We start from the raw sequence: 12,115 nt of genomic DNA, 5'->3' as shown, positions 1-12,115 counted from the left end.
CGTGGTTTATCTGCGCTCGAAGTTATCTCTGAAATTGTTACGGCTGTAACACAACGTAAACCTTATCCAGATGTGTTTAACCTCACCAGCGATTAGTCAATACTACGCTGGTGAATGGTTACATTACAACAGCATGGCGGCCTTCTTCAGTCCTATTCGAAATTAATGATAAGTGTTCTCTCATTATTTCTTTGTTCAAACACGGAGCTATTAGGGCTTCAGTGTCCCCTGTGTCAGGTCTAACGGCTCCAAAAATATAAGCGTACTCAAACTGTTGCTGCTTCACCGCTCGTGGGCGAGAGCCTTTTTCTGCCCAAATACGAGTAGTTGTATTTTGTTGACTAAACCGAGCCTCATCCTGAATCCAAATATCAAGCTGCTCTTCTTTAAAGTTCAGTAAGATCTGAGCGATCGTTTCTATTTTGAATTTTTTTAAAAGTTTCTTGAACTTCTTCTGATTGCTTAGGGTGCCTAGAGCGGCTGGTTATCCATCTGAGATCTAAATGGTGAAGTAAGCGATAGATATTGGAAATTTTGTATTCCACATCAAAGTTGTCTTTTATGTAGTGGATAAGTAGAGATGCTTTTAGCCTACCACCAGAAGCCTTGATATTGTTATCTAAAACGTAGCTTTTTAGCTGTTGTAATTGTTCATTTGATAGTGCGATTCGCCGTCCTGAGCGTGGCTTTTCTTTAAGCCCATCAATTCCTTCTTTCTTAAATCGTTTAACCCAATTATTTACGCTACGGCGGCTAACTTTCATATAGCGGGCTGCTTGTGCATTAGATGCCCCATCTTTTACGTGAGATAAGGTAAGTAATCGCATGCGCAAACGACCATTTTTTTCATTTGCGATTAGTTTCGTGAAGTCAATTTCAGATAAGCAATACATCAAAAATATCGGCAAGTTAAACATTACAACATTAGATCACATAATTAATGTAATTGGTATAAGTAGTTGTTCAGGTTTATTATGAGATAGTGATCACTCTGCCGGCTGGAAAGTTGAACAAATAAGCCTTTCAAGCAAACTAATAGCGAAATATAACGCACTTAGAGCGGGTTCAAAAAAAACACTGATGCCGTATCTAAAAGTTCAGCTCTTTACCTAGCTTTGAAAGACGGAGATGTAATGGTTGCAGAAAAGTTTGCTGAAGCTAACCCTGAATACTTAACTAAGCTTTCGGACAATGCAAGTTTACTCAAATCAGCAACTAAATTACAGAATTCAAAACGTTACATGGCTGGCTGCAAACAAGAAATTGATGAGGCAGGCTCAAGAAGTAAGGAAGTTTTTAATTCTAGTGATGATGAGGAAGTCATATTCGTTTAGCAAATACAATTCTACATCGAATTCATAGTTATAACTCATTTTATTAAGAGTAGTGAGGAGAGTGAAATGTCATCTTCAATAAGTTCAACTGTCACATTAAACACCAGAGAAAATCCAGCTGTATTTATACAGCCCGCCGATTTTACAGCAATAGGAAAGGCCAAGAATAATTCTGAAGAAGTTCGAGTTCAATTCTACAGCACGAAATCTGAACAGAACGTGTGGTTTACTTGTAATATTCCATCTCAATGGGCGGGAGTCTGGTCATTAGCTACTGCTTTCCATAGAGAGCCTGATAGTACTTTTCATAATCCACTCTTTGGCTCTCACGAAAATGGTATTGGTTGTCTATGTGGATACGATTTGCCTGACCCAGAATTGAAAGTTGAATTTGAGCAAAAGCTGAAAGAATACAACGTTCTTCTTGATAATGCAGTCTTATTTATCAGAGACTGTCAAACAGGTATGCTGGAGAGCGAAAAAGAAAGCGCATTTAAGAGCATTTTGCCGGGCTTTGTTAATTTGCAAGACTCTGGGGGTGGGAATGCATTAATACATGCTTGTTTTAATAACAGACCTCAAGTTATCGCTTTGCTAAAGAAACTCAAGCCAGACTTGTCATTGACAACAAAATGTAATTACACGGCTTTAGAATATTGTTGTAAGTCATCAAACCCAGATTGCTTGAAAGAGTTGCTAGAATTTGAAGATGCTATAGAACAATCTTCACGCAATAGACCCAGTTATATCACAACGTTCGCTGCGAAAGAATCTCCAAAAGTACGACATCTTCAGCTATTACTTGATAAAGGTGCTTGTATAAATGGTCAAGTCACTCTTCATGATGCAGGAGTGACACCTTTAATGACAAGCTGCAAGACTGGTGTTAAGGATGGATTTAAAAAAGTTAGATTTTTATTGGACTCCGGAGCTAATGTTGCACTAAAAAATACACGAGGGAACACAGCACTTCATTATGCAATCGCTTATGGTCAATTAGACAGTGCTAACGCCCTGCTGCAAGCTGGTGCAGACTCGACTGAGAAAAATTTTTCAAAAAAAACACCTTTTGAGTGTTTAGGCTTAAACATGGAATCCGAAAATATAATTACTCATGACTTACCGACTAAAGCAAAACTTCTCGCACAAGCACTGGAAAATGACTATTGGTGCCTAGCAATACATATGTTCGATTCTGGGTGGAGATTAGAAGAACTTAATGTGCCAAGAGCTCTAAAAACTAAGTATGCCGCTCTGCAAAAAGGTAAAGATTCAGAAGAAACGACTGAAAAAGAAATAAGAGAATCCGTTCTTTTCCTAGCCCTAAAAGTTGGAGATATTAAAGCAGCAGAAGCTTGTGGAAGTAGTACCAAAATGCTCGCAGAGCTTACAGCTCAATCAAGATTAACGAGAGAAATAAAGAAGTCTACTAGCATTGGTTTTATACAAGACAAGTTAGACTCTGAACGAAGACAAGGGATAGCAGATACTGACGATGTTTCAGATGCAGAAGATTTTGTCATGATTTAGAAAATCTAAGTTAGAGGAGGATATACCTCCCCTAATCTTTGCATTTACTCTTTAATTAAATTCCATAAACAAACAAGGTTAGCAATAAACCATAAATCTTTAATCAAGAAGTGACCCGTGGACGATAAAATTGTCTGAGATGTAAGCGCACCATCTACACTAAATAAGAAGGTTTGAGTCACAACAAAAACGGCGCCTGACATAAAAGCACCGAACATAAATAATCTTGATTTGAATACTGAGCCTAGAACTAAAGCTAAAGCGATTAAATCATAAACGCCAATCAAGTTTGAGGTGGTTTGCACATCCCAAAATTTATACATCCAAAACATAAATGGTGATGTCGCAACTAAGTCTTCAATACCTTTTGCTTCGATCTCGGTAAACTTCATACCTCCAATCCAAAGCAACACGAGAATAACGGGAAACGCTGCTATCATTTTTTGCTGACAAATACTTATTGAAGGCTTGAGCAGTAAAATACCCACTGAAACAAGCGCAAAATATTTAATGACACCTTGCCCTGCTCCAATTGCGGGAAAACCACCTAAAGAACCAATCCACATTTTTGAAGAAAAAAGAGCAAGTAAAGGTATTGTGCCAACTAAAATCAATAACCAAGCTAAAGGCTTGTGCATGTTTTCATTTTTCAGTGACAATACTGAAAGCACAGCTATCACAATGAAGCTTAATCCAGCAACTGCGTTAAAAACTGAAGCGCTTGCAAGCGTTGAAATAGAAAAGAAGTCTGTAACTAAAGTGATGTGTCTTGTTTCGCCCATCAATAACATTGATGGGCCTAGTAACACTGAAGACAAGGCAAGTAAATAAAATACTGGATTTAAATTTGAAGTTTTCATGAAAAATACTCATAGAGTTTGGGGTTGAGACAATAGACCATTCACTCTATGACTCTATTTCATAAATTTATAATTAAAATTATTATTCTGAATTTTCACTATTGATAATTATTTTCGTTCATTCTCTACGACTCCTAGAACACAAACTACTGCAACTAACAACTCTGGCTCTTTCTGACTATAGTTATATCATCTTTCATGACAGAGGTACTATTTATGACCGGTCGCTTATTCGCTTTATTAGCCGCTATCTGTTGGGGGTTCGACTTTATTGCTCTAATTCTGGGGATGAAACATCTTGAGCCCTTTGCTTTTAATGGATTAAGGTTTTTCCTTGGAGCACTGTTCTTAGTTCCTGTATTACTTTACTTTCGGAGTGAAATAAATATCTCTCTCAAAAGTTTAAAGCCTCTTTTTCTCGCAATTATCTTAATGTCCTCAAGCCTTTTTATAGCGACAGCTCTACAACAATTTGGTTTACAAACTGCATCAGCAACTGACGGGGGATTCATTTCAGGACTTTATATTATTTTTGTCCCCATGCTTGGCATATTGATCAATCAAAAAGTTAGTAACAACACTTGGTTCGGCGCTTCAATATCAGTTATAGGGCTGTTCTTTTTGTCTGCTAAATATGATTTATCTCTAAATATTGGTGACACTCTCATTTTAATTTCAGCTATTTTTTGGGCGCTGAACATTCTAATTACTGACCATTTTGTTAAATATCACTCAGCCTTGTTATTAGCATTTTGTCAGTTCTTTTTCTGTGGGTTAATCAGTTTGAGCTTATCGCTATTTTTAGAAAATAGTTATGACGCAAACAAAATATATTTAGCTGGAGGCGCATTACTTTATAGCGGTATCTTCTCGGTGGCTTTAGGCTTTACATTGCAAGTCATGGCTCAAAAAAGCGTTTCTCCATCTCATGTTGCAATCATTCTAAGTATCGAAGCCGTTTTCGCTGCGACAGGTGGCTGGTACTTGCTAAATGAAAGCCTAACAGCTATTCAGATGTCAGGTTGTAGCTTAATGTTGGGTGGAATAATTCTCAGTCAAATCAAAAAGCCTATATTGAATATATTGAAACCGAGCAATTCAGCAAATAGTAAATGATTAATTGGAATGCATAGCCTTACTGTTAGGGTCAATTGATCTTTCAGGATTAAATCTTGTGCTATTTGAGCGTTTACCTGTTCAAGGCGTGAGCAGTGAAGCTTAGCCATCTAAGTGAGCTGGTCACAACACAGAACAGTAAACGCACAAAAAGCATCGAAGACAGCGTAAATTAGTCATTTATGCTACGTTATCGCTTGCTTATTTGGAAACGAAGTAACGACAGTTTTGTATCTCGGTAATAACCAAACCGCACAAGCTCTGCCTTGCATAAAATAACCAATTTATCGCTGCAAAAATAATCTCGAAAGATCAACAGATCCTGGTATTCATTACTGGTTATAGCTAAATCAAGGAGCAACTCTAAAGTGAAAGTTTCTTTTAAACTCACCGTGATTTAAAAAATAAATCACTTGTTCTATCACTTTATTATTTTTCATCATAAAGACATGGGTGACAGGCATAATGATATGATCTTGCATACCTTCAACCTTTGTACTTTCAACACTCACTTTGCCATCATCTTGATTGGGTAGCATGGTTGAAAGAATCAAATTGAGGCTACTACTGCCTGCAATTACACCCGAATCAAAATCTACTGCACCTAACTTTTTAGGAACACTCATTTGTCCCGTTCCTAACTGGAGACCAGCGGGCCCAGTAATTAAGTCAAAACCAGGAAATTTACTGTATTTATCAACCACCTCACTACCATTGTTTGGTGGGCCAAGCATGACGACACGCCCTAAATTAGAGATATCATGATCAGACAGGTATTGCCTGACCAGAATTCCCCCCATTGAATGAGTAACAAAATGAATATTACTCATTTCTTTTAATGGTTCGCATTGCTTCAAAGCTGGCTCAATGGCCATTGCAGCGAGTTGTTGAATAGGGAATTTTGTGGAAGGGTAATCAACATTCACAGATTTAAAATTATTTGCTGACAGCTTCGACGCTATTTCTGACATTGTTTTGTCTGACTTCGCTAGGCCATGCAAAATAACAACACAGTCTTTTGCCGCAGCGCTAACACTCAATAGCGAAATTAAAATACAAAGAAGGTATTTATTCACCTTTTACCTCCTTTATCTTCCAGCCCGGTAATTTTTGCCTAATATCATCAAGGATGACATCTGCATCTCCGCGCACAACAACAATTGGTGTCGATGATAAAAATTGCTTCGATAAGGCATGAATACTCCCTGATGTAGCGCGCTTTAACCAACCCAAACGTTCGAGCTTTGCGCTATGACTACTAGATTCTAATAATTGTAACGTTCCCATTCCGTCATCTTGGTCCTTCGAAATTAAATCTTGACCTAAAAAATACAGTTTTATTGCGTCTACTTCGGCTTGCTGTGGCGCCTCACTTTTCAATAGACTGATATGTCGCAACATTCCTTCTAAAAAGGCACCACTGTGCTCTTTCGAAGCGCTCCCCCACAATACCATTGCTCTTAACAGCTCTTGATTTCGACAATAAGCATAAGCGCCGTAAGTTAACCCTCTTGTTTCACGCAAATCATAGAACAGCCTTCCGTATGAGCCTCGTCCAAGGATCCCACTGAGCGTATTACAGGCGTATAAAGATTGCTGTTGATTAAGCCAATCCTCATCTTTCGGGGAAACAGCTCGGCCCTTATGAAAGTATTGTGGGAAACGCAAACCCACTCGAACCATAATATTCGAACTGTTTGGGGCATCAATAAAATAAATTGTTTTAGGCGGTTTGGGAGAAGTTAAATTAACATCATGTTGAACAACTGAACGAGTTTTTACGTCCATGTTTGCGGTGACTTGCTTGGCGATAGCTAAAAGTTCAGCTTCACTTAACTGGCTGGGTGCTTTAAGTAATAAATGCCATTCAAGCATTGAAGACGTTTGAGCATGTAACTTTTTGAGTTTCTCTAGGTTCAAATTTTCAAAGAAAACCCTGTTTTGAACAACTTGTAAGTATGGGTGCTTTTTACCAAGAAGGTGCTGCTGAAAAACAAGGTTGATATCACTACCAGTCACAGATTGAATTTTTCTATTCAGTTTTAAATTCCGCCTAACGGTGTCGACATCAATATCTTCTGCAAACTCAGTTCCCCAGAACGCCCCTAGTTGATTAAAATGACCATCGTTAGGACGAAAACACTTCATTGCTACTGTAACGGAATGATATGAAGCATCAGTAGAAATACTTTCCATGCATTCATCTTGCTGAATGGCCAACATGGATAAAGACTGACGCCTGAATGCCCTCACCAATACATCTGCGTTAGAAATTGGCTTTGTCGGATTGACTCCTACCAGCCTAATATCCCACTTATTTTCTTGCGTTCCAACGATTTGATAAACCGAGATGGGAACAACTACTCCATCATTTTGCGTAAAATGAGCATGAGTCAGATACTGATTTTCTTTATCGAGAATATCCCAGTCAGGTACTATTTTTGGAAAGCCATTACTTACCTGAAAAGTCGGCAGGGTTGGTTCGCTGACAGGAGTAAAGTCAATCTTATTTTGGCAAGCGACGAGAACCAAACAAAGCATTAATACACTGCTTTTCAATATTCTCATAACGCATCCTCCTCAAGTGAATCCGTTGTACGTTTCGGTAATAATTCCAAAACGCTTTTAGCCCAGCGAATATACCAAGGTGGCAATAAATCTAACCTGATGGAGTGAGCAGGTGAAAAATAGATGTTCGCCACTCTTCGAATGTCTGCAACGGATACCTGATTCACTTGTTGCCAACTTGCGGTTAATGGATTTTGTGATTGAGAGCTCTGCGTATCAGATAATACCTTTGCAATCGTTAAATTATCTTGAAGTAAATTAATTCGACCATTGAGGTAAACGGATTTCAAATAGCATAAACGCTGCTCATCAATACTGTTCTTTTGAACTTGATGAATAAGGGATGTTATTGACTTTACCTGAGCATCTAATTGAGTTCTTGCTCTTGGTGCTATTGCAAGACCTGCTACTCCGATTTCAGACAAAGACTGAGCTAGAGGGTAATAAAGCATGTACTCAGGATCATGCAAATTATTAAGTTGTAATTCAGCCGACTTATCAGAAAACAAATGCGCCTGAAGTAATTGAATTGCCGCTTTGTCAGGATGGCTCCGGCCTACCGTTTGCCAAAACAATAAACTTGCAGGCCATGGCCCGCGATCGTCTACAATTTCTCCAGAGATGGCTCTAGGTTGAATGTTTACCTCAGGCTGAGGAGTCGACTCAGAATCAGGTTTCGGCCAATGAGCAAAGTATTCAGTCACTAACTCATCGATGTTATCAGGTAAAGCACCAACAATACTCAGTTGCATATTATCTGGACGGTAATATTTCTGGTGAAAGGCTTGCAGCTCTGCTTGTGTCGCCGACTGTATATCTTTTCTAGAACCAATAACACTGTGACCATATGGCGTGTCTCGAATCTGCTGGAATAAGAACTCTGAAGCAGGTTCAAGATAAGGTTGAGATTCAAGCATTAGTGTGCGCTCTTGAAGTACGGCTTGTTTTTGAATCGCAATCGTTTTTTTAGTCAAGTCAGGAAATCTAAGACGATCTGAATCCAAAAAAAAGGCTAACTCAAGCGCAAATGTAGGGATGGTTTCAAAATAATTTGTTCTATCAAACCAAGTTGTGGCATTGGTATCGGCTCCAACAGCATCCATTTGTTGACTGAAACTATCCCCAGGAGCGTGTTTACTGCCTTCAAACATTAAATGCTCAAAAAGGTGTGCGTATCCTGTTTGTCCTTCAACTTCATTTTTAGAGCCAACATTAAATTGACTCACCACTGACACCGTTTTCTTTGACGGTCGATTGATGAGTCTAACGTTTAAGCCATTATCTAACACCTTATGAGCAATCGATTGTTCGAGTTGATAAAGAGGCATGGCTTGCGCCGTTAAATTACACGAGTCAGCCAATACAGGCTTTATAACCAATGCAGAGCCAACTAACATCCAGTTCCATTTCATATAATAAACAGTTCGAATCCATTTGAATGATTAAAATAAAGATACTGTTTAACGTTCTCAGCTGCAACTTTACAATATTGCGAATTAACTGCGCCTCAATTTGAACCAGATAATTAATGAACCAAAACTTTCACGAAAGAAAACGCCAAAAGCCAAAGCCACAAATATCTATTTAAACAATGTACAAAACCCCAAGACCCAATCTAGTCCCCATAAGTGCTCAGGATAAAAATACATATTTACTTAAACAGTTATATTTTCAAGCAGATCAAAGGAACCAGCAGTGATCTAAGCTTGCATGTCTATCTACATACAACACACTATTAATTAACGCATTTATTAGCATCTACACGATGGTCATCAATTTGTTCAATCTCTTTCATTACGTCCATAATCAGGCCCAAATCAGTATTCACTTGTCGATCTGATCATCGTTATAGAAGAAAGTTCAAAATGGCATTAAATTATTTTTCAAGACCTAAAGCGCGATCCCGCCCTGCCATCACTACTGAAATAAGTCCGAAAAACCTAGATTAATAAGTGAATCTAGACCGTCAATGTCTGTGTAATTTGAAGTAACATACGAATCGAGTGTTTTTAATATTACAGAACTTTTTCCTGTTTCTTGGTATTGTTCAATCGACTTAGCCGCAGTGTAAAGTGCAAATGCCTTTTGAACTAAAAATATATCTTGTGCTCCGGTGACATGTTGAGAAAGGATCGATGCAACTTTATTCTTTAACGCCTTTCTTACATCACTAATATCTGCTGAATGGACATTTTCTCCAAATGTTTGGTGGATATTATCTTCTACAACGGTTTTAAATACTTCAACTTGCTTGCTTCTGCGTGTAGCGTTCGTTAATGAATCTTGGATGACGGTGTGAAGGGCATCAGCTGACGGTAAAGTAAATTCTGGAGACTGAATTTCAGCGAGAACATCGTCGGATAATTTAATATGCCCTTATTCTAAATAAGCCGTGTTAATGGCTTTGATTTTTGAAATGTTGGCTTCTGACAACTGATCTGATGCCTTACCTGAGAGCACGATTTTATCAAAATCGTTATGACCACTTTCGAAAGCAGGTTGCTCTGAAATTGAATCAATGACACCCTCATCGACTAAAATTTGTCGATAGGCATAAAAAAGACTAACTCTCTTTTCATAAGTCGAAACGGAATACACTACTAAACTTCCTTATCTCCATTAAGAGAAAGTTTAGTTCAAATCTCAGTTTTTATTTCAGTTTAAGCAATAAAAAAGAGGCACTTAGGCCTCTTTGATACAATTATGGTAAGACTATAAAACTTGAGCAATCGCTTTACAAATAACAGGAATATTAGTGGTCGTCATTCCTGCCACACTGATTCGTCCTGAACCAACAATATAGACGCCGTACTCGCTCTTGAGTTTTTCCACTTGCTCTTTTGTTAAACCCGAAAAGCTGAACATACCTATCTGATCAGAAATAAAACTAAAGTCTTGTGTAACACCTTCAGCATTTAAAGTATTCACAAACAACTGTCGCATTTGAGCAATGCGTTCACGCATTTGCTTTAATTCATTATGCCATTGCATTGTAAGTTTAGCATCGTTCAAAATTGTACTTACAATTAAGGCACCGTGTGCTGGGGGATTAGAGTACATCGCACGAACAATTCGCTTAATCTGGCTGTAAGACTTTTGAGCTGTTGAAGTATTTTCAGCCACCAAGGTAACAGCACCTATACGCTCATTATACAAACCAAAGTTTTTTGAAAACGAATTTGCAACCAGTAATTCTGGCACTTGAGCTGCTACAATCCGCAAACCTTGTGCATCTTCTTCAATGCCATGACCAAAACCTTGGTAGGCGAAGTCAAAGAACGGCACTAGCTGCTTTTCAACACAAACAATGGCTATTGCATTCCATTGCTCAGCGTTTAAGTCGATGCCCGTAGGGTTATGACAACAACTATGGAAAAGTACAATATCTCCAGCTTTTGCATTTGATAGGCTTGAAATCATACCCTCAAAATCTAAACCGTGGCTGTCACTGTTATAATAATCATATTCCTTAATTTCGAACCCAGCCGTCGAAAAAATATTACTGTGATTTGCCCAAGTTGGGTTACTGACCCAAATGGTTTTCGTTTTTGTTTGACGAATTAAAAACTCAGCTCCTAATCTTAACGCTCCCGTACCACCCGGCGCTTGAAGCGTCTCAACACGCTGTTGAGATAGTAGTTCAGAGTTTTCTCCGAATAACAGTTTTTGCACACCCAAGTTATACTGAGACTCACCTTCAATTCCAAGGTAAACTTTTGTTTTTTCTGTTTCTAGCAATCGAGCTTCTGCTGTTTTAACAGCATCTAAAATTGGTGTTGTACCATCATCAGCTTTATATACGCCAATACCTAAGTTTACTTTCTCAGGTCTCTGATCGGCTTTAAAGGCATCATTTAAACCAAATAGAGGATCTGCAGGAGCTTGCTCGACAGTTGAAAAAATCATAGTGAAATCTCATTAGGGATTTGGAAATTTTATTAAGTATAGAATACAAAAAAACCCCAACAAATGTTGAGGTTTTTCTGTTTATTCTTCAGTGATTTCACTGATAAATAATGGTACCCGAGGCCAGACTTGAACTGGCACGCCTATTAAGCGAGGGATTTTAAATCCCTTGTGTCTACCGATTCCACCACTCGGGCAAAACTTTGTTTTATCGTAACGCTTTATTTATAAGAATATGGTACCCGAGGCCAGACTTGAACTGGCACGCCTATTAAGCGAGGGATTTTAAATCCCTTGTGTCTACCGATTCCACCACTCGGGCTCATCTTCTTATAAAGCATTACATTAAAACGTAATTTTAATGTGGAGGCGCGACCCGGAGTTGAACCGAGATAGACGGATTTGCAATCCGCAGCATAGCCATTCTGCCATCGCGCCTTAACTATCTTAGGAGAAGTTCTCCCTGACAGCGAGAAGGCATTCTACGGATTTATGATTTTGAGTCAATCAAGAAATAGAGATTATTTTAATACTTTGGTTTGTTCGAAGAAATATCGAACAAAAAAGCTAACAATGCAGCGATTTGACGATTTTTTATCACTTAATAGTCTTTAACCTTTGCACTATCAAGACAATGAAAAAATTCGTAACGTTATAATGAAAACCTCTATTACCGATATATATACCCATATATGGACTCTCCCCTATTTACAAGGCATTAGTTTTTGAAAAAACAGGGTTCATTGCTGTCATATATTCGGCTTATTTATCAAGAAATCTGTCTTGTAGCCTTGATGGTAT

11 protein-coding genes and 3 tRNA genes are annotated in these 12,115 nt (G+C 38.4%); 3 read left to right on the top strand and 11 right to left on the bottom strand.

Annotation, left to right across the window (positions count from 1 at the left end; translation table 11 throughout):
* Nucleotides 1-118 precede the first annotated feature (118 nt).
* Nucleotides 119-364 (bottom strand): transposase, encoded by a 246-nt coding sequence (locus JQC92_RS23295; RefSeq protein WP_420851330.1) that lies wholly within the window; start codon nucleotides 362-364, stop codon nucleotides 119-121.
* A 22-nt stretch (nucleotides 365-386) separates the two neighbouring features.
* Nucleotides 387-827: an IS630 family transposase gene (locus JQC92_RS18475; RefSeq protein WP_205001028.1), complete on the bottom strand. Its 441-nt coding sequence runs from the start codon at nucleotides 825-827 to the stop codon at nucleotides 387-389.
* A gap of 306 nt (nucleotides 828-1,133) precedes the next feature.
* Between JQC92_RS18475 and JQC92_RS18470 the strand changes: the two genes are divergently transcribed.
* Nucleotides 1,134-1,334: a hypothetical protein gene (locus tag JQC92_RS18470; protein ID WP_205001027.1), complete on the top strand. Its 201-nt coding sequence runs from the start codon at nucleotides 1,134-1,136 to the stop codon at nucleotides 1,332-1,334.
* A gap of 66 nt (nucleotides 1,335-1,400) precedes the next feature.
* Nucleotides 1,401-2,864, top strand: a complete 1,464-nt coding sequence (locus JQC92_RS18465) for an ankyrin repeat domain-containing protein (protein ID WP_205001026.1) — start codon at nucleotides 1,401-1,403, stop codon at nucleotides 2,862-2,864.
* A gap of 44 nt (nucleotides 2,865-2,908) precedes the next feature.
* Here JQC92_RS18465 and JQC92_RS18460 read toward each other — a convergent pair whose 3' ends face one another.
* A complete protein-coding gene (locus JQC92_RS18460; RefSeq protein ID WP_205001025.1) occupies nucleotides 2,909-3,724 on the bottom strand; it encodes a DUF417 family protein in 816 nt (271 codons plus the stop codon).
* Nucleotides 3,725-3,922: 198 nt separating this feature from the next.
* Here JQC92_RS18460 and JQC92_RS18455 point away from each other — a divergent pair, with 198 nt between their 5' ends.
* Complete coding sequence (locus JQC92_RS18455) at nucleotides 3,923-4,840, top strand: DMT family transporter (RefSeq protein WP_338049531.1); 918 nt, start codon at nucleotides 3,923-3,925, stop codon at nucleotides 4,838-4,840.
* Between the two features lie 350 nt (nucleotides 4,841-5,190).
* Here the strand turns inward: JQC92_RS18455 and JQC92_RS18450 are convergent, their stop codons facing one another.
* The 8 genes from JQC92_RS18450 to JQC92_RS18415 all read right to left on the bottom strand — a co-directional run bounded on the left by JQC92_RS18450 (nucleotide 5,191) and on the right by JQC92_RS18415 (nucleotide 11,752).
* Nucleotides 5,191-5,916, bottom strand: coding sequence for a lipase family protein (locus JQC92_RS18450; protein WP_205001023.1), 726 nt, complete (start codon nucleotides 5,914-5,916; stop codon nucleotides 5,191-5,193).
* Nucleotides 5,909-7,408, bottom strand: coding sequence for an insulinase family protein (locus JQC92_RS18445; RefSeq protein ID WP_205001022.1), 1,500 nt, complete (start codon nucleotides 7,406-7,408; stop codon nucleotides 5,909-5,911). The genes JQC92_RS18450 and JQC92_RS18445 overlap by 8 nt, the downstream gene beginning before the upstream one ends.
* The gene (locus JQC92_RS18440) at nucleotides 7,405-8,820 is read right to left on the bottom strand and encodes a M16 family metallopeptidase (RefSeq protein WP_205001021.1); all 1,416 of its coding nucleotides are present in this window, start codon (nucleotides 8,818-8,820) and stop codon (nucleotides 7,405-7,407) included. The genes JQC92_RS18445 and JQC92_RS18440 overlap by 4 nt, the downstream gene beginning before the upstream one ends.
* 964 nt (nucleotides 8,821-9,784) lie before the next feature.
* Nucleotides 9,785-10,006, bottom strand: coding sequence for a hypothetical protein (locus JQC92_RS18435; RefSeq protein ID WP_205001020.1), 222 nt, complete (start codon nucleotides 10,004-10,006; stop codon nucleotides 9,785-9,787).
* Nucleotides 10,007-10,120: 114 nt separating this feature from the next.
* A complete protein-coding gene (locus tag JQC92_RS18430) occupies nucleotides 10,121-11,314 on the bottom strand; it encodes an amino acid aminotransferase (protein ID WP_205001019.1) in 1,194 nt (397 codons plus the stop codon).
* Nucleotides 11,315-11,425: 111 nt separating this feature from the next.
* Nucleotides 11,426-11,511: transfer RNA gene (locus tag JQC92_RS18425), tRNA-Leu, on the bottom strand.
* A gap of 39 nt (nucleotides 11,512-11,550) precedes the next feature.
* Nucleotides 11,551-11,636: transfer RNA gene (locus JQC92_RS18420), tRNA-Leu, on the bottom strand.
* A 42-nt stretch (nucleotides 11,637-11,678) separates the two neighbouring features.
* Nucleotides 11,679-11,752: transfer RNA gene (locus JQC92_RS18415), tRNA-Cys, on the bottom strand.
* Between the last annotated feature and the right edge of the window lie 363 nt (nucleotides 11,753-12,115).

Origin of the sequence: Parashewanella hymeniacidonis, assembly GCF_016900895.1 — a bacterium.
Classification (GTDB): domain Bacteria; phylum Pseudomonadota; class Gammaproteobacteria; order Enterobacterales; family Shewanellaceae; genus Parashewanella; species Parashewanella hymeniacidonis.
Note: the sequence above shows the minus strand (reverse complement) of the source record. Positions and strands in the feature narration are given on the sequence as shown.

Coding starts and splice junctions, on each gene's coding strand:
- JQC92_RS18475 (WP_205001028.1), bottom strand. CDS start 827: ATGCGATTACTTACCTTATCTCACGTAAAAGATGGGGCATCTAATGCA.
- JQC92_RS18470 (WP_205001027.1), top strand. CDS start 1,134: ATGGTTGCAGAAAAGTTTGCTGAAGCTAACCCTGAATACTTAACTAAG.
- JQC92_RS18465 (WP_205001026.1), top strand. CDS start 1,401: ATGTCATCTTCAATAAGTTCAACTGTCACATTAAACACCAGAGAAAAT.
- JQC92_RS18460 (WP_205001025.1), bottom strand. CDS start 3,724: ATGAAAACTTCAAATTTAAATCCAGTATTTTATTTACTTGCCTTGTCT.
- JQC92_RS18455 (WP_338049531.1), top strand. CDS start 3,923: ATGACAGAGGTACTATTTATGACCGGTCGCTTATTCGCTTTATTAGCC.
- JQC92_RS18445 (WP_205001022.1), bottom strand. CDS start 7,408: ATGAGAATATTGAAAAGCAGTGTATTAATGCTTTGTTTGGTTCTCGTC.
- JQC92_RS18440 (WP_205001021.1), bottom strand. CDS start 8,820: ATGAAATGGAACTGGATGTTAGTTGGCTCTGCATTGGTTATAAAGCCT.
- JQC92_RS18430 (WP_205001019.1), bottom strand. CDS start 11,314: ATGATTTTTTCAACTGTCGAGCAAGCTCCTGCAGATCCTCTATTTGGT.